The 21,823-nt window shown below is 70.6% G+C and carries 19 protein-coding genes, 2 tRNA genes and 1 pseudogene; 9 read left to right on the top strand and 13 right to left on the bottom strand.

What is annotated here, in order from left to right; all coding sequences use genetic code 11:
- Positions 1-48 precede the first annotated feature (48 nt).
- Positions 49-510, bottom strand: a complete 462-nt coding sequence (locus tag ACGFNK_RS25405; RefSeq protein WP_393419485.1) for a pyridoxamine 5'-phosphate oxidase family protein — start codon at positions 508-510, stop codon at positions 49-51.
- Positions 511-626: 116 nt separating this feature from the next.
- On the opposite strand from ACGFNK_RS25405, the gene ACGFNK_RS25410 reads away from it, so the two are divergent.
- Positions 627-3,422, top strand: a complete 2,796-nt coding sequence (locus tag ACGFNK_RS25410; RefSeq protein ID WP_393419487.1) for an ATP-binding protein — start codon at positions 627-629, stop codon at positions 3,420-3,422.
- Between the two features lie 46 nt (positions 3,423-3,468).
- On the opposite strand, the gene ACGFNK_RS25415 is transcribed toward ACGFNK_RS25410, so the two are convergent.
- The 3 genes from ACGFNK_RS25415 to ACGFNK_RS25425 form a co-directional block, all read right to left on the bottom strand.
- Positions 3,469-3,921, bottom strand: coding sequence for an iron chaperone (locus ACGFNK_RS25415; RefSeq protein ID WP_393419489.1), 453 nt, complete (start codon positions 3,919-3,921; stop codon positions 3,469-3,471).
- 222 nt (positions 3,922-4,143) lie between these two features.
- Complete coding sequence (locus tag ACGFNK_RS25420; protein ID WP_393419490.1) at positions 4,144-4,518, bottom strand: hypothetical protein; 375 nt, start codon at positions 4,516-4,518, stop codon at positions 4,144-4,146.
- Complete coding sequence (locus ACGFNK_RS25425) at positions 4,518-4,862, bottom strand: hypothetical protein (RefSeq protein WP_393419492.1); 345 nt, start codon at positions 4,860-4,862, stop codon at positions 4,518-4,520. The genes ACGFNK_RS25420 and ACGFNK_RS25425 overlap by 1 nt, the downstream gene beginning before the upstream one ends.
- A 181-nt stretch (positions 4,863-5,043) precedes the next feature.
- Here ACGFNK_RS25425 and ACGFNK_RS25430 point away from each other — a divergent pair, with 181 nt between their 5' ends.
- A complete protein-coding gene (locus tag ACGFNK_RS25430) occupies positions 5,044-5,313 on the top strand; it encodes a winged helix-turn-helix domain-containing protein (protein ID WP_393419494.1) in 270 nt (89 codons plus the stop codon).
- A gap of 310 nt (positions 5,314-5,623) precedes the next feature.
- Here ACGFNK_RS25430 and leuE read toward each other — a convergent pair.
- Positions 5,624-6,282 (bottom strand): annotated as a pseudogene (leuE, locus tag ACGFNK_RS25435) (leucine efflux protein LeuE).
- A 153-nt stretch (positions 6,283-6,435) separates the two neighbouring features.
- On the opposite strand from leuE, the gene ACGFNK_RS25440 reads away from it, so the two are divergent.
- Positions 6,436-6,834 (top strand): DUF4440 domain-containing protein, encoded by a 399-nt coding sequence (locus ACGFNK_RS25440; RefSeq protein WP_393419496.1) that lies wholly within the window; start codon positions 6,436-6,438, stop codon positions 6,832-6,834.
- A gap of 381 nt (positions 6,835-7,215) precedes the next feature.
- On the opposite strand, the gene ACGFNK_RS25445 is transcribed toward ACGFNK_RS25440, so the two are convergent.
- The 5 genes from ACGFNK_RS25445 to ACGFNK_RS25465 form a co-directional block, all read right to left on the bottom strand.
- A tRNA-Lys gene (locus ACGFNK_RS25445) sits at positions 7,216-7,288 on the bottom strand.
- Between the two features lie 89 nt (positions 7,289-7,377).
- Positions 7,378-8,961, bottom strand: coding sequence for an amino acid permease (locus ACGFNK_RS25450; protein ID WP_393419498.1), 1,584 nt, complete (start codon positions 8,959-8,961; stop codon positions 7,378-7,380).
- A gap of 158 nt (positions 8,962-9,119) precedes the next feature.
- Positions 9,120-11,312, bottom strand: a complete 2,193-nt coding sequence (locus ACGFNK_RS25455) for a DEAD/DEAH box helicase (RefSeq protein WP_393419500.1) — start codon at positions 11,310-11,312, stop codon at positions 9,120-9,122.
- Positions 11,313-11,585: 273 nt separating this feature from the next.
- Positions 11,586-12,125, bottom strand: a complete 540-nt coding sequence (locus ACGFNK_RS25460) for a hypothetical protein (RefSeq protein ID WP_393419904.1) — start codon at positions 12,123-12,125, stop codon at positions 11,586-11,588.
- A 119-nt stretch (positions 12,126-12,244) separates the two neighbouring features.
- Positions 12,245-12,595 carry a metallopeptidase family protein gene (locus tag ACGFNK_RS25465; protein ID WP_393419502.1) on the bottom strand — a complete coding sequence of 117 codons (351 nt, stop codon included), beginning with the start codon at positions 12,593-12,595 and terminating at the stop codon, positions 12,245-12,247.
- Between the two features lie 94 nt (positions 12,596-12,689).
- On the opposite strand from ACGFNK_RS25465, the gene ACGFNK_RS25470 reads away from it, so the two are divergent.
- Together ACGFNK_RS25470 and ACGFNK_RS25475 are read left to right on the top strand one after the other, a co-directional pair.
- A complete protein-coding gene (locus ACGFNK_RS25470) occupies positions 12,690-14,321 on the top strand; it encodes a metallophosphoesterase (RefSeq protein WP_393419503.1) in 1,632 nt (543 codons plus the stop codon).
- A gap of 79 nt (positions 14,322-14,400) precedes the next feature.
- Positions 14,401-14,476: transfer RNA gene (locus tag ACGFNK_RS25475), tRNA-Glu, on the top strand.
- Positions 14,477-14,641: 165 nt separating this feature from the next.
- Here ACGFNK_RS25475 and ACGFNK_RS25480 read toward each other — a convergent pair.
- A complete protein-coding gene (locus ACGFNK_RS25480; RefSeq protein WP_393419505.1) occupies positions 14,642-15,472 on the bottom strand; it encodes a cupin-like domain-containing protein in 831 nt (276 codons plus the stop codon).
- Positions 15,473-15,892: 420 nt separating this feature from the next.
- On the opposite strand from ACGFNK_RS25480, the gene ACGFNK_RS25485 reads away from it, so the two are divergent.
- Together ACGFNK_RS25485 and ACGFNK_RS25490 are read left to right on the top strand one after the other, a co-directional pair.
- Positions 15,893-16,642, top strand: coding sequence for a hypothetical protein (locus ACGFNK_RS25485; RefSeq protein WP_393419507.1), 750 nt, complete (start codon positions 15,893-15,895; stop codon positions 16,640-16,642).
- Positions 16,643-16,647: 5 nt separating this feature from the next.
- Entirely contained in the window at positions 16,648-18,057 is a 1,410-nt protein-coding gene (locus ACGFNK_RS25490; RefSeq protein WP_393419509.1) for an FAD-dependent oxidoreductase, read from the top strand.
- A 138-nt stretch (positions 18,058-18,195) separates the two neighbouring features.
- Here ACGFNK_RS25490 and ACGFNK_RS25495 read toward each other — a convergent pair whose 3' ends face one another.
- On the bottom strand, positions 18,196-19,626 hold the full coding sequence (locus ACGFNK_RS25495; protein ID WP_393419511.1) for a sulfatase-like hydrolase/transferase: 1,431 nt from the start codon (positions 19,624-19,626) through the stop codon (positions 18,196-18,198).
- Entirely contained in the window at positions 19,623-20,000 is a 378-nt protein-coding gene (locus ACGFNK_RS25500; RefSeq protein WP_393419513.1) for an AraC family transcriptional regulator, read from the bottom strand. Before ACGFNK_RS25500 ends, ACGFNK_RS25495 begins: the two co-directional genes overlap by 4 nt.
- Here ACGFNK_RS25500 and ACGFNK_RS25505 point away from each other — a divergent pair.
- Positions 19,987-20,979, top strand: a complete 993-nt coding sequence (locus tag ACGFNK_RS25505; RefSeq protein WP_393419515.1) for an ABC transporter ATP-binding protein — start codon at positions 19,987-19,989, stop codon at positions 20,977-20,979. The genes ACGFNK_RS25500 and ACGFNK_RS25505 overlap by 14 nt on opposite strands.
- Positions 20,976-21,800, top strand: a complete 825-nt coding sequence (locus ACGFNK_RS25510) for an ABC transporter permease (protein WP_393419517.1) — start codon at positions 20,976-20,978, stop codon at positions 21,798-21,800. Before ACGFNK_RS25505 ends, ACGFNK_RS25510 begins: the two co-directional genes overlap by 4 nt.
- Positions 21,801-21,823 lie beyond the last annotated feature (23 nt).

Raw genomic sequence — 21,823 nt, forward strand, 5'->3', positions numbered from 1 at the left:
GCGCAGCCGCCGCTCAAGGCCCCGTCCACGCCCGGCGGGGCCGGAACGTCAGACCCGCCAGCGGCCGTCGCGCATCAACTCGCGGTCGCGCAGCTCGTTCTCCTCGCGCCAGGCCTGGATGCGGCGCGGGGTGATGCGGAACCAGCGGTATGCCGTGGTCAGTGCGCGCGGGTCGAAGCCGGTACGTGCGGCGAACCGGTCAGCCTGCTGCTGCGGCAGCTCGTCGATCTCAAGGACCTCGACCTCGCCGTCGATCATGGACACGTCGCGGGTGTGGCCCAGCCCGAGCCGAGCGGTCCGGGTGGCGGCCAGATTCCTGCCGGTCGGGCTCTTTGCCGGGGTGGCCACCAGCAGTGCCTCGCCGTCCCAGTCGAAGGACAGCGGCACGAGGTACGGTCCGCCGTTCGCCGAGGCACTGGCCACCCAGACGTCGACGTCGTCGGTGAGCTGGTGCTCGGTGTCGCGGCGGCGCTGGGCGCGGGGGCGGGGGTCGGCGTGCACGACGGTCATGGTCACTCCTGTAGGCGGGGGTCACGATCGCTGTGGCCACAGCCTCTCCTGGACCGGATGCGGTCCACCTCCGTGCTGACCACGGAAACCGCCACGGATAAACGGATAATGAGCCGGTGTCCACTCCAGTGATCTCGTCCCGGGAAGCCGAAGTGCTCGCGCTGCTCGGGGAGCACCTCAGCAACGCGGAGATCGCCGCGCGGTTGGTCATCTCCGTACGTACGGTCGAATCGCACGTCTCCTCGCTGCTGCGCAAGCTGGAGGTGCCGGACCGGCGGGCGCTTTCCCGGCGCGCAGCCGAGTCCGCCCACGCCGAGCGGTCGCGGTCGGCACCCGCTCTTCCGGCGCGGCTGACGCCGTTCGTCGGCCGGGCGCGCGAGCGTGCCGAGTTGGCCGAGGCGGTGAAGACGCACCGACAGGTGACCGCGGTCGGCCCGGGCGGGGTCGGCAAGACCAGGCTCGCGCTGGCGGTGGCAGCGGAGGTGGCCGGCGACTTCGCCGACGGGGTGTGGTTCGTCGACCTGGTCCCGGTCACCGATCCGGAGCGGGTGGGGGCGGCGGTCGCGGCGGCCGTGGGTGTGGGGGAGCAGCCCGGGCGTGGCATCGACGACGCGGTGCCGGCCGCGCTGGCGGATCACCGGTCGCTGCTGGTACTGGACAACTGCGAGCAGGTACGCGACGGGGTGGCGTCGTTCGTGGAGCGGCTCTTGACGGCCTGTCCGCGGTTGCGGGTGCTGGTGACGAGCCGGGCCCGGCTGATGGTGCCGTTCGAGCGGGTCTTCCCGGTCCCGCCCCTGTCGCGGGCCGGCGGCGACAACTCGGAGGCGGTGGCCCTGTTCATGGACCGGGCGGCGGCGGTCGGCCAGCCTCCGGGTCCGGCAGTGAGCGAAGGAGTCGTGGCCGTCTGCGAACGGCTCGGCGGCATGGCGCTGGCGATCGAGCTGGCGGCGGCGCGGTGGTCCACGCTCGGCCTCGACGGCCTCACGGCCGGCCTCTCCGACCAGCTGCGGATCCTCACCGGCGGGGCCCGCGCCGACGACAGGCACCGGTCGGTGCGAGCGGTCCTCGACTGGAGCCATGACCTGCTGGAGCCGCAGGATCAGGCCTTGCTGCGCCGGGTGTCGGTGTTCGCCGTGCCGTTCACCGCCGAGGCGGCCACTGCGGTGGCCGGGTTCGCCCCGCTGGATCCGGCCGCGGTCACGGACGGGCTCGGCAGGCTTGCCGAGCAGAGCCTGCTCGCCGTGACACCGTCCGCGTCCGGCACCCGCTACCAGCCGCTGGAGACCATCCGCCAGTACGGGACGGAGCGGCTCACCGACGCCGGTGAGCTGATCGACGTCCGATCCCGCCACATGGACTGGTGCCTGGCCGGCGCGAGGGCCCTCATGGGAGCCGGCGGCGCGGACTGGCGCGCCCGGTTCGACGCTCTGGCGGACGACCTCAGAGCCGCTCTCACCTGGGCCGCCGAACAGCCGGAGCGGCGCGCGGACGCCTGCCGTCTCGCCCTGTCCCTGGCCGCGTTGGCGTTCACCCGCAACCTGCTCGGCGAGGCCCAGCAGCGCTACGAGCAGGCGGCCCGGCTCGCCGACGACGCCGCCGGTGCCGCTGCGCTGCGGCACGCCGCCTCAGTGGCCGGGTGCCGCAGGCTCGGCGACGACATGTTCCGACTGCATCGTGCCGCCGCGGAGGCCGCCCGCCGTGCCGGGGACAGCGCCGGTGCCGGCCGCGACCTGGCGGACGCCGCCACTGTCGCGTACCGCTTCTCCACCTCGTTCACGCGCATTCCCCCTGTGGACGAGGTGATCGCCATGCTCACGGAGGCGCGAAAGCTGTCCGGCGACACCCCGGCCGCCGAGGCGGCTGTCGCGCTCGCCGAGGCGGCGGTGCTCGCGGACGCGTACGGCGCGATTCAGGGAGACACGGAAAACACCGTTGAGGAGACGGTCGAGCGAGCCGAACAGGCCGTCGGGCTCGCCCGGCGCACCGGCGACCCGGTGGCGGAGTCGGCCGCCCTCGACGCGCTCTCCGGCGCCCGGAGCTGGGCTGGTGATGCCTTCGCCGTCGCTGGGCTCGCCCGGCGCCGGATCGACATCCTGGCTTCCGTACCGCCTGCTCCTGCCCGTACGCACGAGTTGATGGACGCCCTCGCCATGGCCGCCGGAACCGCCCTCGGTGTGGGTGAGCTGCCGGAGGCCCGACGGTGGGGCAAGCAGCTCGCCGACCACCCGCTGCTGGCCGAGGCGGGCCACCACGCCACGTCCTGGATCCTGACCGCGGACGCGTTCGCCGGCCATGCCGACGAGGTACTCACCCGCAGCGTGAGGTTCCTCGACGCATGGGAGCACAGTGGCCGCCAGCGCTCACTCTCCCTCGGCGCCGCAGCCGCGTCGGTGGCCATGATCCACGGCTTGCGCGGCGACCAGGACGCGCGGGCGACGTGGCTCGCGGTCGTCGATCAGGCGGACACGGCGATGGAGCAGCACCGTCATGGCTACGGTGCGGTCTTCGACGCCATGGTCCTGCTCCACCATGGAGAGGTGGACGCCGCGCTGGAGCGGGTCGCGCCGAAGCCGGACGAAGTGTGGAAGTGGGTGTGCTGGATCTGGCACCACTGGTACGTGTCGCTCCGCGCGGAGACGGCGGTGCTCGCCGGACACCCGGACGCCCGGGCCCGGATCGACGCCGCGCGCGCCGTGGTCACCGGCAACCCGGTCGCCACCGCCCAGCTGGACCGCGCGGAGGCACTGCTGGACGGCGACCTGCCGCGCCAACTCGCCGCCGCGGCGGCGTTCGACGCGGCCGGCTGCCCCTACCAGTCGGCACGCACTCTGCTGCTCGCAGGCGGCGACCACGCCACCGCCGGCGCGACCGCGCTGGCCGGCCTCGGCCTGGCGCCCAAGTCCGACCGGTAGCCGGTAGCCGGTAGCCGGTAGCCGGTAGCCGCCGCAGTGTGTGCCTTCAGCTGACCGCCTGCTTCACCAGTGCGGCGATCCGTGCCTCCGCCTCGTCCGTCACCTCGGTCAGGGCGAAAGCGGTCGCCCACATCGTGCCCTCGTCCAGCTTCGCCGGGTCGTTGAACCCGAGGGTGGCGTAGCGCGCCTTGAACTTCGCGGCGCTCTGGAAGAAGCAGACGACCTTGCCGTCCAGTGCGTAGGCGGGCATCCCGTACCAGAGCTTCGGAGCGAGGACCGGGGCGTTGGCCTTGACGATGGCATGGACGCGCTCGGCCATGATCCGGTCCGAGTCCGGCATCTCGGCGATCTTCGCGAGCACGTCCCGCTCCGCCTCCGCCGCCTTGTCCGCACGCGACCCGCGACGCGCCGCCTTCTTCTGCTCCTGGGCGTGGTCCTTCATCGCGGCCCGCTCCTCGGCCGTGAATCCCTCGTACGAGCTGCTCTTGGTGCCGGCCATGGTCACTCCTGTGGTCGTGGGTCCCGAGCGGCTCGGTGGGCCCTGCTGGACCCTGCCGCTGTGGTCACAGCCTGTCCTGACCGGAGTGCGGACGCCTCCGTGCTGACCACGGAAACCACCACGGACACGGAGTCGGTGACTGGCGGTCGGCGCGTTCACGGCCGGAACGGGAGCCGGGCGGCCGCCGGTTCGTGAACGGCCGCCCCCGGTCTCGGTCGCCGGTTACGCCGTGCTGCGTTCGGTCGCTTCGGCCTCCGCGACGCCGTCGGCGTCCTCGGTTCCCGCGGTGTCCGGTGCGAGCAGGCGCAAGCCCCGGGACTCGGCGACGCGCAGGGCGTCGGTCAGGCACTCGGCGAGCCGGAGGCCGGCGTAGCGGACCTCGGTGTACGGCGACGCGGGGTCGTCCAGCACGGCGCGGGCGAGGCCGAGCACGTCGGCGCCCATGGCGAGCTGTACGGCTTCCAGGTCGTCGGCGAGGCGGGAGACGTACCCGCCGCCGCTGTCCGTCATCAGGTAGCAGGGATTGCCGTCGGGGGACGGCCAGGGCAGCAGACGGGGGGAGTTGGAGGTCGCCGCGGGGTCGGTGATGTGCTTCATCAGGCGGCCACCTCTTGCGCGCCGACCAGGTGCCGGTCGAGGTCGATCCCGAAGTCGGCGGCGAGGACGAGGGCGAGGCGACGGCGTTGTTGTAGGGCGGCTTCCCGTTCGTGGGCGGCCAGGTAGGGGCGTACGAGGGCGGAGTCGGCGCCGTCGAGGAGGGTGACGAGGCCGTACGGGGAGCGGTGGTGGGGAAGGTTCGGGGGTTGGGGAGAGGAGGGACGGCGTACGACGGTGAGGTGGACGCAGAAGTGAGGGTGCCGGTGGGGGCGGCGCCGTTTGCCCGTGTCCGGGGCGAAGAGGAGGCGCAGCCATTCGAGGGTGCGGCGGATAAGGTCGTGCATGTCGACGCTCCTATGCAGCGTTGGCCGTGCCCCGGGAGGTCTGGCCACCTCGCCGGGGTCTTGTCCTTTCGACCATACCGGAACTGCGTCCCCCTGCACCCCTCTGCGTATTACCGCGTCCCACAGCGTCGGGACGCGTTCGGCCCCTGCGATACGCGTTGGGCTGCGGCACCGTGGAAGGATGAGTGAGCTTCCGCGCTACGAGTACGTGAAACTCGCCGATGCCATCGCGGCGGAGATCGCGTCCGGCAAGCTGCCGCAGGGCGCCGCGCTGCCGGGCGAGCGAGCGATGACGGAGCTGTACCGCGTGAGCATCGGCACCGTGCGCCGGGCCGTCGTCGAACTCCGGAAACGAGGGCTCGTCGCCACTCTGCCCGCGAAGGGTACGTACGTCATCGGAATGCCGGAGCCAGCCAGCGACGCGCCCGAAGAGGACGAACCGAACGCCTGAAGGGGCCGCGCGTTGCATCGCGCCGCGCCTTCAGCGTGAGTCACCCCGGCCCGTCGGCTACTCGGCGGCCGACCGCCGACCGCCCCGCTTCTTCTCGGGGTGCCAGTCGCGGAGTCGGAGAGGCACGCCAGCTCACAGCCACCGCGATGTCCCACCTGGCAGCTCTCCGGCCCACCGATTGGGCCGCGTCAGTTCGACGTCGTCGTAGTCACCACGGGAAAGACCCCAGTCCCCGGAGTGCTGGCGGCATCAAGCCCCGGCCCGCCCCTGCCTGGCTGTCCCCCGCGTTGGGCGGTCGCTCCTCGGTACGTCAGTTGCCCGTAGTGGCGAGCTTTGCCGCGAACCCGAGGAAGAGGGCGCCGGCTCCGCTGGTCAGACCCGCCGACAGGCGCCGCCTGCGGCGGAACTGGGCCGAGACATACGTGCCCCCGAGGATCAGCAGGGTCACGTAACTGATGCTGATCACCTGGTAGATCAGCGCGAGCAGCCCGAAGGACAGCACCGGGTGCGGATAGGACGGGTCGACGAACTGCACGAAGAAGGAGATGAAGAACAGGATCGCCTTCGGGTTGAGCAGAGTGATCAGCAGCGACCGACGAAACGGCCGCTCGCCGTCCTGGGCGCCCTCTGGACCCTGGGCAGGTGCTTCCACCTTGCGGGTGTGCCACATCTCCCATGCCCCGCGGATCATCCCGAACGCGATCCAGCCCAGATAGCCGGCCCCCGCGTACTTGATGACGGAGAAGACGAGCTCGTTGGCGCGCAGCAGCGAAGAGAGCCCCGCGGCGGTGAGCAGCATCAGCAGGGCCTCGCCGATGAACACGCCCGCCGCGCCGCCGCGGCCCGGTAACCGGTCCGCACACCGCGCCGTGCCGCCACGGACAGCGTGTAGAGGGAACTGGGCCCCGGCAGCAGAATGATGAGGAGCGTCCCCAGGGCGTAGGTGGAAAGGTTGGACACTCCCAGCATCTGCTGCTCCCTCCGTGGCGGCTGCGGCTGCCCGGCGTCGTCGCCGGTGACCAGCCGACGTTCTTGGCGGCGCGTACGTTGTGCAACACGACCAACTGATCGACATCCACGCTCCGTTGAAGAGTACGCACAGCCGGGACGAGGAGGGGCCCGATGACCGAGGAGTACGGGACTGAGGCGGAGCTGCGGGAGATCGAGCGCGTGGCCGACGCCTGGGCAGCGGCGATCGTCGCCGACGACGCCGACGCGATGGCGGAGTTCATGGCGGAGGAGTGGTGCATGGTCGCGCCGACCGGCATCGACGGCCGCGACAAGCTGTTGTCGCTGGTGCGCTCCGGCGCACTCTCGCATTCGGCGATGGAGCGCGTGGGCCCGGCCAGGGTACGGGTCTACGGCGACACGGCGGTCTGGTCGGCGCGAGTGACGAACACGGCGCACTACGGCGGCGAGCGGTACGACGCCGACGAGTGGACGACGGACGTGTACGTCCGCCGCCGCAGGCGCTGGGTCTGCGTGCTGACCCAGACGACGCCGGCCGCTCCGGCGGAGTGATCCAGCGCTCGCCCAGCGCAGACCGCACCGGCACACCCCACCTGGGGACGAGCCCATCACAAGCCGCTCCGCCGCGCTTGCCGCCCGAAGGTCGTGATGCGTAGGCAACTCACCGATGAGCAATGGAAGTTGGTCGACCCGTTCTTGCCGGTAGGCGAGTACGGCCCGTACCCCCAGCGGCTGCGGGATCAGTTCGAGGGGGTTATCCGGCGGTGTCTGCCGAACCGTCCGCCCAAGCCGCAGCCAATCCGCAGGCCACCGGCACATCCGCTCACGCATCGCTCACGCACGGGCCCGAAAACGTAGCAGCGCCCGAACCAGCCGCAGCCGACCCGGACGCTGCGTAGCAGGTCAGAAGGGGTAACCCCTCCCCCGCATCCGTAGGCCCTGTGGGACTCGAACCCACAACCAATGGATTAAAAGTCCACTGCTCTGCCAATTGAGCTAAGGGCCCTGGCGATGTTGCTCCCCCGAGCATAGCCGGACGTAGCCGGGTCTCCGATCGGGTATCGGGGTCCCGGCCACGGTGGGTGGGTCGAAGGGTCAGGGATCTACCGGTTCCGGGGCGTTCGCGCGGGCCGCCTCTCGGGCGTGGGTTTTTTCGTGGTCCGGGTTGAGGAACCAGTGGCGTGCCGAGGCGTACCACCACGCGGCGGCGAAGCCGAGCACCACGGCTACGGCGATGGGGGCGTAGTTGAAGGTTTCCCAGGTGACCGGGGAGACCTGGGGGAGCATGAACAGGATCGTGATGACGACGACCCAGGCCACGGCGATCACGCCGATCAGGCCCGACCACCGGCCCAGATGCCACGGTCCGCGTTCGAAGCTGTCGCCCTTGCGGAGCCGGAGCAGGGTCGGGATGACGTACGCGATGTAGAGGCCGATCACGGCGATCGACGTCACCGCCGCGTACGCGGTCACGTTGATCAGGTACGGCAGTCCGAGCACCAGCGCTCCCAGCGCCGCCAGCCATACGGCCGCGACAGGCGTGCGGGTGCGCGGGCTGACCGTGTGCCAGACGTGTGAGAAGGGCAATGCCCCGTCGCGCGAAAAGGCATAGATCATGCGGGAGTTGGCGGTCACGGACGCCATGCCGCAGAACAGCTGGGCGCCGATGATGACCAGCAGGAGCAGCTTGCCCGCCGTCGCGCCGAGCGCGTCGAGGAGGATCTGCGCGGGCGGCACACCTGTGGCGGACTCGAGGGCACCGTCGTACGACTGGATCGCGAAGGTGAAGCCCAACAGGAGGACGAAGCCCGCTATCCACGACGTCCAGATCGACTGCACGATGCCCTTCGGGCCCGCCGTGGACGCGTCGTGTGTCTCCTCCGTCATGTGCGCGGAGGCGTCGTACCCGGTGAAGGTGTACTGCGCCATCAGCAGGCCGAGGAGGACGACGTACAGGCTGCTGCCCCACCCCGTGTTGTTCACGAACTCCGTGAACACGAAGGACGCCGACTGGTGGCTGTCCGGGGCGAAGGTGAGCGCGCCCACGATGACCACGACGCCCACCACGTGCCACCACACGCTGACGCTGTTGAGCAGGCCCACGATGCGTACGCCGAAGGTGTTGAGGAGGCCGTGGAGGACGAGGATTCCGGCGAAGAGCAGGACCGTACGGCCGGGTGTGACCTCGAAGTCGAACTGCAGATTGAGGTAAGCGCCCAGGAAAGAGGCCGCGCCGAAGTCGATCCCGGCGGTCACCGCGACCTGGCCGAGGACGTTGAACCAGCCTGTGAACCAGGCCCAGGCGGCTGCGGTACGCGGGGGTGCCAGCCGGTGCGACCAGAAGTACAGGCCCGCGGAGGTCGGATACGCCGAACAGATTTCGGCCATCGCGAGGCCGACGAACAGCGTCATCAGGCCGACCGCCGCCCAGCCCCACATCATCACGGCGGGGCCACCGGTGTTCATGCCGAACAGGTAGAGGGTCATGCACCCGGACAGCACGGAGATGATCGTGAAGGAGACCGCGTAGTTGGAGAACGCGGACATACGGCGGGCGAGGACCTGGGTGTAGCCGAGCTGCGCCAGCCGTTCCTCGTCGGAGACGGCCGGCGCGGTGGCCGTTGTGGGGGCGGCGACGGAGGCGTCGCTGGCGCCGGAGGGTGGGGACGGTGTTGTCATGCCCGGAGCGTTTCCCGCGCCGGGGGCATGACATGCGCCACGGATGAGCACGGTTTGGCCAAAAATAAGTCCCCCGTAAGCCGGCTGGCTCACGGCCCGCGAACGCCGCAGGGCCCGGACGACCGAAGTCGTCCGGGCCCTGTCAGCGGGAGATCGGGTCAGCCGTTGCGCTTCCAGCGCGGCTTGTCGTCGCGACGGCCGAACGAGGAGCCGGAACCGGAGCCGGAACCTGCGCCACGGTGGTCGTCACGACGGCCGTACGGGCGGTCGTGGCCGCCGGAACGGAAGCCGCCGGAGGGACGGTCGCCCTGACGGTCGCGGTTGAACGGGCGGTCGCTGCCCCGGTGGCCGGAGGGACGGTCGTCCCGGCGGAAGCCACCGGTGGGACGGTCGCCGTCACGGCGGTCATCGCGACGGAAGCCACCCGAGCCGCCCGACGGACGGTCGTCGCGACGGAAACGGCCACGGTCGCCATCACGGCGGTCGTCACGACGGAAGCCACCCGAGCCACCCGACGGACGGTCACCCTCACGGCGGTCGTCCCGGCGGAAACCGCCACGCTCACCGTCACGGCGGTCGAACGAACGGCCACCCCGGTCGTTGTCACGCCGGTCATCGCGACGGAAGCCACCCGAGCCGCCCGACGGACGGTCGTCGCGACGGAAACCGCCACGGTCACCGTCCCTGCGGTCGTCCCGACGGAAACCGCCCCGGTCACCATCACGACGCTCGTCACGGCGGTCGTCACGACGGAACCCACCCCGGTCACCGTCACGACGGTCCCGGCGCTCGTAGTTGCCCCGCTCGTCACGGCGCTGACGCGACTGCTCGTACGCCGGTGCGGACGCCTGCTCCGGCACGGAGGCGGCAAGCGCGGCCTCGGCCGCGGCGGCCTCCACGACGGCGGCGGCCTCGGCGAGCGCGGCCTCCGGGTCGTCGCCCCGCTCGCGTGCGGCGCGGGCGAGGAGCCGGTCCGCCTCCTCGCGCAGCTCGGAGGCACGCCGCTGCGCACGCTCCAGCTGCTTGGTGAGCTGGGCGACCTCGCGCTCGGCCTGCTGCGCGGCGTTGCCCGCCGACTCGGCCTGCACCTCGGTCATCGAGCGGGCGCCGGTGATCTCCGCGACCTCCGAGTCGAAGGCGGCACCACCCTGGATGATGTGACGCGAGGCGTCGACGCCCGCGTCCTCCATCTGGCGGAAGATCTGCCGCCGCTGGTGCGGCAGGGACAGCGACACGACCGTGCCGGAGCGGCCCGCGCGGGCCGTACGGCCGGAACGGTGCAGGTAGTCCTTGTGGTCACCGGCCGGGTCGACGTTCAGGACCAGGTCGATGCCGTCGACGTGGATACCGCGGGCAGCGACGTCGGTGGCGACGAGCGCGTTGACGTAACCGTCCTTGAAGTCGGCCAGCGTCCGCGTCCGCGCGCCCTGCGTCATACCGCCGTGCAGCGCGTCGGCCTTCACGCCCGCGTCACGCAGCTGCTCGGCGATACGGTCGGCGCCCAGCTGCGTACGAACGAAGATGATCGTGCGGCCCTTGCGGGAGGCGATCGCGGCGGTGACCGGCGCCTTGTCCTTGGGCTTCACGACGAGGATGTGGTGGGACATCGTCGTGACGTTGCCCTGGGCGCTGTCGACCTCGTGCGTGACCGGGTTGCTCAGGTAGCGCTTGACCAGCGTGGAGATCTCGTTCTCCATCGTGGCCGAGAACAGCATGCGCTGGCCGCCGGCCGGGACCTGGTCGAGGAGTTCGGTGACCTCGGGCAGGAAGCCCAGGTCGGACATCTGGTCGGCCTCGTCGATCACGGCGACCTGGACGTTCTCCAGGGAGCAGGCGCCGCGGCTGATGATGTCGCGCAGACGGCCCGGGGTGGCGACGAGGATGTCGACGCCGCGCTCGAGGGCGTAGATCTGGTTGCCCATCGACGTACCGCCGCAGACGACCTTCATCTTCAGGCCGAGCACATCGCCGTACGGCTGGAGGGCGTCCGCGACCTGCATCGCGAGCTCACGGGTCGGGGTGAGGATGATGCCGCGGGGCTTCTTCTTCTCCGTGTGGCCGCCGGAGAGCTGCGCGAGCAGCGGCAGACCGAAGGAGAGGGTCTTGCCGGAGCCCGTGCGGCCACGGCCGAGGATGTCCTTGCCGGCCAGGGCGTCCGGGATGGTCGCGGCCTGGATCGGGAAGGGGACCGTCACGCCGTTCTGCGCGAGCTTGCGCACGACACCGTCGGGCAGGCCCAGGTCGCCGAAGGTGACCTCGGGGGTCTCCTGCTCGGCGGCCTCGGCCGCGTCGGTGACGTCGACTGCCTCGTTCTCGGGCACGACGACGTGATCAGTACTGGAAATGGACATGCGAATGCGAAACCTTCCGGAGTCTCGTCGGCACGCGCCCGTCAACTCCGTGTTCGCAATTCGACCGCCTCAATGCGATCCAGCCACGGCAAGGGAGAGTACGCGCCACACGGCGCGCTCTGCTTTGGCGCCGGGCAAATGGGATCAAACGATCTACCAAGATACGCACCCTCCGACCCTCAAGGCAAATTGAGCGGCAACTGAGCCGATAACCCCAGGTCAGCCCCGGTCGGCCCGGGCCGGTCGGCCCCACGTCAGCCGTGGTCACCCTGGTCAGCCGCTCACGCCCGCATGTGGCGCCGGCTCCCGCTCCGCGAGCTGCGGCGTGGGATCCGGGTGCGCCGAGGACGACGGCTCGGCGGTGGTCGGAGTGGGCGACGGGGTGGGCGACTCCTTCGGCGGCTTGGGGGGCTTCGGCCGGGGATTCGGAGTCGTACGGGTCGGTGTGGGCTGCGCCCTCGTCGGCTCGGGAGCCTGCGGCTTCGGCCTCTTCTTCCCCGGCTCGGACGGCGACGAGGAGCCGCTCCCGTCGTCCCGAGACGGCGACCTCGGCCCGTCCCCGCCGCCGTCCCCCGGCGCCGAGTGGGCGGACTCCGCGGAACCGTGTTCTTCGTCACCCGCCCCGCCCTGCCCGGAGCCACCACCGCCGCCCGTCACGGCCGAACCGCCCTCGGGCGCCTCACCGGCCTGCTGCCCCGCGGAGTGCGAGGGCCTGGCCTTGCTCGCATCGTCGTCGTCATCACTGACGTTCATGCAGCCGGCGGTCGCCGTGACGGCCAGTGCCGCGGCGGCCAGATGGACGGGTACGTACATGGCGCGCACGGGCAGCCACCTCCGGGGCGGGGACAAGCAGTCCCCCTGCCCAACTCCTGCCGCCCGCAAGAGGACACGCCGCCCGAAGAACAGTTTTCAACAGTCGTACGGTACGGATCTCATCCGTATCCGAGGGCGTGCAGCCGCGCGTCGTCGATCCCGAAGTGGTGGGCGATCTCATGAACCACCGTCACTTCCGTTTCGGCCACGACGTCTTCCCGCGACTCGCACATCCGCAGCGTCGGCCCCCGGTAGATGGTGATCCGGTCCGGCAGCACACCGGCGTACCACTCACCGCGATCCGTCAGCGGAGTCCCCTCGTACAGCCCGAGCAGCTCGGGATCTTCGCTCGGCGGTTCGTCCTCGACGAACACCGCCACGTTGTCCATCAGCCGTGTCAGCTCCGGCGGGATCCGGTCCAGGGCCTCGGCGACCAGTTCCTCGAACTCCTCGCGCGTCATCTCCAGCACAGAGCCATTGTCAGGTACGGACGTCGCCCGCGAGAGCCGTAGGAGGCCCCGATCGGGCGGCATATCCGGCCCCGGACTTGGGCATACGGGATCAATGGCCCGCGTCCCCGCCGCCGCTCTGCACCGCGTACGCAAGGCGCCACGTGCGCTCGTACGTCACTATCGCGCTCGACACACCCACCCGGTCATCGAACTCGTCCACCAGCCGCACCCCTACACCCGCGCCCTGGGCCTGATCACCGTCGTCCTGGTCGGGGCGTGGCTGGGCCTGCTGATCGTGGGGAACGTACGCGCCCCGGTCGGCCCCATGGACACCACCATGACCCTGCGTCCTTCCTTCACCGGCGGCACGAAGATCAACGTCTCGCCGCTGGGCGCCCTCGAACTGCGCAGCCATGTCGCGCCGATCCGCCTGGACGTCGACGTGGACCAGCTCGACCCCGTCCGCTCCCAGGCCCTCGTCGACCACCCCGAACGGCTCTCCGGCCTCCAGGACGAGGTCACCCGCGACGTCGGCCACGGCACGCTCGACCTGGCCGTACGCTCCGGCGTCGCCGTCGTCTCCGGGGCCACCGCACTCGGCCTCGCCGTCTACCGCCGCCCGCGCCGCGCCCTGGCGGCCGGCGGCCTGGCCCTCACCCTTCTGGCGGCCTCCGGAGCGACGGCCTTCGCGACCTGGAACCCCAAGTCGGTCCTGGAGCCGAAGTTCTCGGGCCTGCTGAGCAGTGCCCCCTCAGTGGTCGGCAACGCCCGCAGCATCGTCAGCGAATTCGACGTCTACCAGAAGGAGTTGGCGCGCCTGGTGACGAACGTGACGAAGCTGTACGACGCCACGTCCACGCTCCCCGCGTACGCCCCCGACCCCTCCACCATCCGCGTCCTGCACGTCTCCGACATCCATCTCAACCCGGCGAGCTGGAAGATCATCGCCTCGCTGGTGAAGCAGTACAAGATCAATGTGATCGTCGACTCCGGCGACACCATGGACCACGGCTCCGCGGCGGAGAACGGTTTCCTGGACCCGGCCGCCGACCTGGGCGCTCCGTACGTATGGGTGCGCGGCAACCACGATTCGCGGGATACGCAGGCCTATCTGGAGGACATGGAGAACGTGCACGTGCTGGACGAGGGGCGCGCCGTGTCGGTCGCGGGCCTGCGGTTCGCGGGCATGGGCGACCCGCAGTTCACCCCCGACCGCTCGAAGGAGGTGACCGCCTCGGAGGAGCTGGCGGGCGCCCGCCTGGCCTCCGCGCTCCGCGACCAGGAGGCGGCGGGCACGCCTGTGGACATCGCCGTCGCGCACAACCCGGACGCCGCGCGCGAGGTGGACGGCGACGTACCGCTCGTGCTGGCGGGCCACCTCCACCATCCGGAGATGGAGATCATGAAGTACGGCACGCGCCTGCGGATCGAGGGTTCGACGGGCGGCAGCGGGCTGCGGGCGCTGGAGCAGCAGTACCCCGACCCCATCGAGACGTCGATCCTCTACCTGGACCGAGACACCCGCCGCCTCCAGGCCTGGGACGAGATCAAGCTGGGCGGCCTGGGCCTGACCACGGCGGAGGTCAGCCGCCACCTGCCGGAGGAGAACCGGCCGGGCGCGTCCCCGTCACCGTCTCCTGGCTCCCCATCACCGTCGCCGGGTTCCCGATCACCGTCGCCTGGCTCCCCATCACAGTCGCCGGGTTCCCCCTCGCCCTCCCCTTCTCCCTCTCCCTCCTCCTAATCCGTTTTGCCGATCCCTCCCGGCATCCCATATGCTGCTGACGTCCCCGACGCGCCGCGAGGCGCCCAGGCAGGCCCCAGCCCTCATCGTCTAGCGGCCTAGGACGCCGCCCTTTCAAGGCGGTAGCACGGGTTCGAATCCCGTTGGGGGCACCACCGACTCTGCGTTATCGCAAGTCAGCGAACTTATTCGCCTTGCGTTTTGCTGAACGCGCCATATCGAGTTCGACACCGCGTCCGACGCTCGTGTTTCACAAAACCGCAGGTCGACGCCCTAAGACGCCACCGGTCATGGCCAGGTGGATCAGGGCTTCTGTCCCCTCACTGGCGTTGAGCACCACGGCGCTCTGCGTGGCACGTGCAGTTTTCCGGGCTGAGCAGCCCCGCACGATGCAGGGTGTCGCGCAGGCGGACGCGTGCCCAGAGCGACGCCACTCGCATTCTGGAGCCGAAGAATCCGCTGAGAAGGATGCCTGCGCTGAGGTTGACAACCTCATGCCACCAGCGCGCGGGGACGTAGAGCACATCGCCCGGTTCGAGATCCACGGCAAAGAAGTCGTCGCCGGCGGCCGGGTCGCCGTCGGCAGCCAGCTCGGCGATGCCCACCCGTGACAGCCGTGCCCAGCTGTCGTACTTGGTGGAGAGCGCTCCGGCTCGTTCCACGGTGCCGGGGCGCGCCAAGTAGAAGCGCTTCGTTCCCGCGATCTGGACGGCGAAGTTGTCCAGCAGGTCGTGGTGCAGGCCGGTTCGTGCCCGGGCAGGCCCGATCCATGAGCTGCAGGAGGTGACGGAGCCGCGCGGAAACATCCGCTCATGCCTCAGATCACCCCGAAGCCCGGGGAACTGCTTGAGAAGGTCGAACTCCTTCAGGTAGGTCTGGCCATGACCAGCCGAGGAGCCCCTCGTCAGGGGTTCCAGGTACTCACCAAGTGTCGACCGGGTGAATGCCGTGCGGTCCTTTTCCCTGTTGCCCGCGACGAGTTGCACCGGCAGCGACGGGGCGAGGGAGGCGAGATAAGGGAACGTCCAGGTGCTGACAGCCGGCCAGTCCGAGGCCATCCCGCGGAAGACCGCCGGAGTCTCACGGTGCAGGTGGGCCACGGGAACACCCGTGGCTTCCGGCAGCGGCCGGAACTCGGAAGTCTCTGTCACTTCTTTGGGGTCCTTCCGGTTTCTCGCAGGTTCCCAGGCCGCCCGCCCAGCACACCGTCGAAGTCGCGGCCCCGGCTCCGGGGGACGTACCCGTGCGGGAAGGTTCTGCGGCGTCCGCCGCACGCTCGCGGAATTCCTTCGCGCTTTTGCGCGGAGAATCAACGGCAACCCGCCCACAACGAATCCCGGGCAGGCGCTGCGAACGCCGCCAGAAGAATACTCGGAAATCGCGGTGCAGCCGGAATATGTAACCGGGATCACATCCGACCCGCACTTCGGGTTAATGCGCCATTTCGAATGTGAACCCGCGGAGAACGTCTGATGTGCAGATCCCGTCAATAGCGCCGAGGGGCTTCCCCGAACAGACGATCGGTAAGGAGTATTGCGCTGCACAGAGATCCGGTTTTCGAGGAGAGCCGCATGGCCATGGCCAGTCCGCGCCGAATGACGCAGAGCCATCCCGGAGAAGAATCGGTTCCCTCCACAGGTTCTGTCGAGGTCCGCTTTCTGCGGCCGGGTGACGTCGAGGCGCTCATCGCGCTGGAGCAGGCGAAGTGGGAGCAGGACCAGGCAGCCGATCGCGCGGAGCTGGCCGCCCGCATCCAGGCGTATCCGCGGTTGAGCATAGGGGCGTTCGAACCGGCGGGCGGAGCGGCACTGGCCTCGCTGTTCATGAAACCCATTACGACCGCGCAGTTGCGCTCGGCAGTCACCTGGGCCGACTGCGCCCGGGTGGAGAAGCCTGCTTCGACAGTAACCGGATCCCTTTTCGGGATCAGCCTGAGCAGTGTCGACGCGGATGCGGTGACCGCCATATTCGAGTTCTTCTGGCCGCACGCTCTCAAGCATGGATGGCGTGACATCTATCTCGGATCCCCGATGCCCGGCCTGCGATCCTGGAAACGCGCCAACCCGGACACGCCGGCGGACGTGTATATGCGTGAAAGACGTCATAGCCTCCCCCGGGACCCGCAACTTCGGTATTACCACCGCAAAGGATTCAAGGATATTGTTTCCTGCAGACCCGGATATTTTCCGCACGCCGCGTCACTCGATTACGGGGCCGTACTCCGCGGGCATATACCGTTGTCCGCCGGTGCCCCGCTCTGGCGTTTTGTGCCGCTGTCGTGGCTGAAGCAGATGCGGCGACTCCTTTTCCGGCTGGTGTAGCCGGCATGAGCAGCGAACACACCGTCGTCATCGGAGCCGGCATGGCCGGGCTGCTGACGGCAGCGGTGATCGGGACGATCGGCCGCCCGGTCATCGTCCTCGAACAGGACCAGCACGGCGGGGGTCCCGTCCCACGTGGCGGTGTCCCTCAGGGCCGTCAGCCGCATGTGCTGCTGCATCGCGGGCTGCGCGTGATCGAAGAGCTGCTTCCTGGACTGCGCGCGCAGTTGGTCGCCGCCGGCGGGGTCCCTCTGGACACGGGCGACCTGGCGTGGCTGGGCGAACGCGGATGGGCGCCGTTCGGCACACCCGCTTTCGAACTGGTCTCCGCCACCCGCCCGTTGGTCGAGCACCTGGTCAGGCAGCGGGTGGCGGAGTTGCCCGGAGTGGAGCTGCGCGGCGACGCGCGGGTGCGCGGCCTGAGCCGTACCACCACCGCACCCGGCGGCGGCTGGCTCGTCGAGTGCTTCGACGCTCCGCCCGTCAGAGCCGGCCTCGTCGTCGACGCCTCCGGGCGCAGCTCCCGACTGCCCCACTGGCTGGCGCGGTGGGGAATCGAGGAGCCTGCGACCACCGTCGTCGACGCCGGGTTCGGCTACGCCGGACAGATGTATGCCGCACCGCCCGATCACCTCGGCCGGGTGGCGGGCATCGTCATGCTGCCGGTTCCCGGCAGCGCACCGGCCGGCGGGGTGGCACTGCCCGTCGAGGGCGGGCGCTGGCTGGTGGCGGCGGTGGGCGCCGGAGACCACCGGCCGCCTCGCGACCAGGCCGGTTTCGACACCTTCCTGGCCCGGCTGCGGGATCCGGCGCTTGCCGACTTCACCCGCAGCGCCCGTGCGCTCGGCGACATCACCGTCCACCGCCGCACCCACAACGTGCGTCGCCGCTACGACCGCGTGCCGCACTGGCCGGGCGGCCTTCTGGCCGTGGGTGACGCTCTGTGCGCCTTCAACCCGGTCTACGGCCAGGGCATCACCGTCGCCGCGACCCAGGCACTGCTCCTGCGGCAGACGCTGGCCGCGGGAGCACGGCCGGGATGGGAGCGGCGGCTGATGCGTCGGCTGCACCGGGCCGCGGACCTCCCCTGGGCCATCGCGACCGGTGAGGACCTCCGCCACACCGGCGACAACCCCGCCTCGGGCGTCGACGCACTGTTCGGCCGCTGGTCGGGGGAGGTGGACCGGCTCGCCGCACACGGCAACCTGCGGGCCCAGCGCGCCATGGACCGGGTCTACCACCTCGTCGGCTCGCCGGCGGGCCTGCTCCACCCGGCGCTGCTCGCCGCCGCCGTCAGGGGACGCCTCCTCGGCCTGCCCGCCCCGTCCCCCCGACCGCCGCTCGCCACCGGCTCCGCGTGGCCGGACCGAGCAGACGCCGAGAAGGTTCCCGGGAGTCCACCACCACCGCCGTAGCCGTCCCGGACGGCCCCATGCGTCGTCCAGCTGTGCCGCCGCATCACTTCACGACGCGGCGGCGGGCGCGCTCTGTGCGCGCTGTGGCGGGCCGGTCGTCGGCTCGTCCGGTCGTCGGCCCGTCCGGTCGTCGGCCCGTCATTCGGGCGCGTCCGTCGGGACCCGCTCTCCCGCCGTGATCACGGGGCGCGGTTCGCCGCTCTCAACGATGCGCTGTACGAGCCGCTGCCTCAGGTCTGCCCGGACGTCCTCGTATGCCGGGTCGGCCACGAGGTTGGTCAGTTCGTCGGGGTCGGAGTGCAGGTCGTAGAGGTAGGCGTCCTGGTAGCGGTCGGCGCGCGGATCGTTCCAGGGGTCGGCGCCCGGGGCGGTCGCGGCGTACTTCCAGCGCTCCGTACGCAAGGCTCGGCCGACCTCCGATTCGCTGATCTGGATGAGTACCTCCCGCGGCCAGTCGGGGTCTCCGCCGTGCAGCAGCGGCAGCAGGGAACGCCCTTGCATCTGTGGGGGCACGGGCACGCCCGCCGCCTGCAACAGGGTGGGCGGCAGATCGACGTGGCCGACCAGTTCCGGCAGCCGTACGCCGCCGCGCAGCCCTGGTCCGCGGAGCACGGTGGGCACGCGTACGGAGGCGTCGTGGACGCTGCGTTTGTACTCCTTGTTGCGGGTCTTGAAGTGGCAGCCGTGGTCGGAGGTGAAGAGGATGACCGTGTCGTCCAGTTCCCCGCGTCGCTGAAGGACGGAGACGATGCGGTCGAGCACCTCGTCCAGTCGGCGCACCATTCCGTAGTAACCGGGCAGGTGCTGGGCCCAGTTGCCGCCGCCGAGGGCCGCGAGGTCGGAGGGTACCCAGGGGGCGTTGTAGCGGTCGCTGTAGCCGGTCGGAGCCGGATAGTCGTCGCGGGAGTTCTGGTGGTGCGGCTCCAGGAACGACAGGAAGAGGAAGAACGGCCGGTCCCGGTCCCGGTCACTCTCCCGGTCCCGGTCCCGGTCCCGGTCCCGGTCGCGGTCGCGGTCGCGGTCGATGAATTCGATCGCGGCGATGCCGAGCGCGTCGGCGCGGTAGCCGTCGAAGTGGTGCGGGGTGCCGTTGCCGTCGTACAGCGTGGTCTCGTAGGCGTCCGAGGTGAACTCGAGAAGGTTGGCGGCGAGCCAGTACTCGTATCCGGCCCGGTCTTCCGCCGGCACCGGACCTGTCGTACCGCCGCCGGCCAGGTGCCACTTGCCGATGTAACCGGTGGCGTAGCCCGCGTCCCGGAACACGCGGGCCAGGGCCGGGGTGTCCCGCGGGAGAGGGAGCCCGTTGCGGAAGACCTCGGTGGTGGTCGGGTACTGCCCGGTCTGGAGGCAGGCGCGCGAGGGCGCGCAGACGGGCTGACAGGTGAAGGAACGGTCCACGCTCACGCCGTCCGCGGCGAGCCGGTCGAGGGCCGGAGTGAGGCCCAGGGGGTTCCCGTGAATGCCGGTGGTGTCCCAGCGTTGCTGGTCGGTGAGGAAGACGAGGACGTTCGGACGGCGGGTGGAGGAAGCGGGTTCGGAAGGCCTGGCGGGGGAAGCGCTGAAGGTCATCGTGGTCCCGTTTCAGTGGTGAAGTGGTCCCGGTCCTTCATGAGTACCCCCGGCCGTTCCTGCCGACAGGCGGAACCGCTCGGACCATGCGACTTCCGGTAGGCGGTCGGGGTCACACCCACCTCTCTTCGGCAGATCGTCCGGAAATTCGCGGCCGTGCCGAAACCCGTCGCTCCGGCGATCCTCTCGACAGACCAGTCGGAGACGGGCCTGACGGGCTGCCCGGCCGGCGGAAGCCACCCACGGCCACAACTCATCGGCCACCAACCATCGGCCACCACCCCGTTGATGACAGATGTCACGAGGTCCCATGACAGACCGCACTCCCAACGGCCCCTGCACACCGCAAGCCTGGAGTACATGGACACAGTCATCGAGACCGCCGGGCTGCGGCGGCGCTATCAGGGCTTCGAGGCCGTACGCGGCGTCGACCTCACGGTCGCCCGGGGCGAGCTCTTCGCTCTCCTCGGGACCAACGGCGCCGGCAAGACCTCCACCCTGGAGCTCTTGGAGGGCCAGGCCGCCCCCGCCGCCGGGACCGTCCGGGTGCTCGGCCGCGACCCGTACCGGGAACGGGCCGCCGTCCGCCCCCGTATCGGGGTGATGCTCCAAGAGGGCGGCTTCCCTACGGAGTTGACGGTCATGGAGACCGTACGGATGTGGGCGGGCTGTACCAGCGGTGCCCGGCCGGAGGCGGAGGCTCTGGAGCTGACCGGGTTGTCCGGGCGGGGGGCGGTACGGGTCAAGCAGCTCTCCGGCGGGGAGCGGCGTCGGCTCGATCTCGCGCTGGCGCTGCTGGGGCGGCCGGAGGTGCTCTTCCTCGACGAGCCGACGACCGGCCTGGACGCGCAGTCCCGCCGCGATACGTGGGAGCTGGTCCGTGAGCTGAAGGAGCAGGGCACGACGGTGCTGCTCACCACGCACTACCTGGAGGAGGTGGAGGAGCTGGCCGACCGGCTGGCGATCATGCACGGGGGGCTGATCGCCACGTCCGGCACGGTTGCCGACGTGGTCGCCGAGCGGCCCTCCCGGATCAGCTTCGAGCTGCCCCTCGACCGCTTTCTCGGCGATCTGCCGCCGCTCGCGGCGCTGGGCGTGACCGGTCACCGGCAGTCCGGCCGGATGGTCCGGCTGGAGACCGGCGATCTTCAACGGACCGCGACAGCACTGCTGTTGTGGGCCCGCGACGAGGGCGTGGAGCTGCGCGGCCTCGACGCCCGGTCGGCGACGTTGGAGGAGGCGTTCATGGAGATCGCCAAGGGTCTGGAGAGCAGGGGCCTGGAGGGCGAGGTTCTGGAGAACGACAAGGGCCTGGAGAGCAAGGGCCCGGAGCGCGAGGGGACGCGACGATGACATCAGCAGCCCGTACCGCACAAGAGCCCTTGGCTTCGGCTACGGCCACGACCCCACAGCGCACCGCCGCGGCCCGTATGGCCGCCCTCGGCCGCGCCGAGCTGACGCTGCTGCTGCGGAGCAGGGCGTCCCTGGTCAACGCGGTGATCCTGCCCAGCGCGGTCGCCTTCGCGATGCGCGGCATGGTCAACGGGCTGGACCTCGAGGGCACCGGCCTGTCGGTGGCCACGGTCATGCTGCCCGCCGCGCTCGCCAATGCGCTGTTCTTCGCCGTCTATACGAACCTGGTCGGCGTGTACGTCGTGCGCCGCGAGGGCCTCGTGCTCAAGCGGCTGCGCACCGGCGAACTGCGCGACTGGGAGATCCTCGCCGGCGGCGCGCTCCCGGCGCTTCTGCTGGTGCTCGTGCAGTCCGTGCTGCTGGGGGCCGGGATGACCGTGTTCCTGGACGCGAACGCACCGGCCGCTTGGCACCTGGTGGTGGCCGGCCTGCTCATCGGCGTGGCGATGCTGGTCGCCGCGGCGGCGCTGACCGCGGCGTTCACCCGGACGGCGGAGAGTGCGCAGCTGACGTTTCTGCCGTTCCTGTTGGTGACCATGGCCGCCTCCGGGGTCTTCGCGCCGCGCGAGCTGCTGCCGGACGCGGCGGCCGACGTCGCCGCCTGGCTTCCGTTCTCTCCGGTGATGGACCTGCTGCGGGGCGGCTGGACGGGAGATCTGGGCGCTGTGGAACAGGTCCGGGCGATGCTCGTCGCCTTGGCGTGGACGGGCGTGGCCGTGTACGGCGTTCAGCGGCGGTTCCGCTGGGAACCGCGGCATTGAGCGACGCGAGCGACGACAGGAAC

The organism is Streptomyces sp. NPDC048825 (assembly GCF_043198355.1).
In the GTDB taxonomy this organism is placed as follows: domain Bacteria; phylum Actinomycetota; class Actinomycetes; order Streptomycetales; family Streptomycetaceae; genus Streptomyces; species Streptomyces xiangluensis.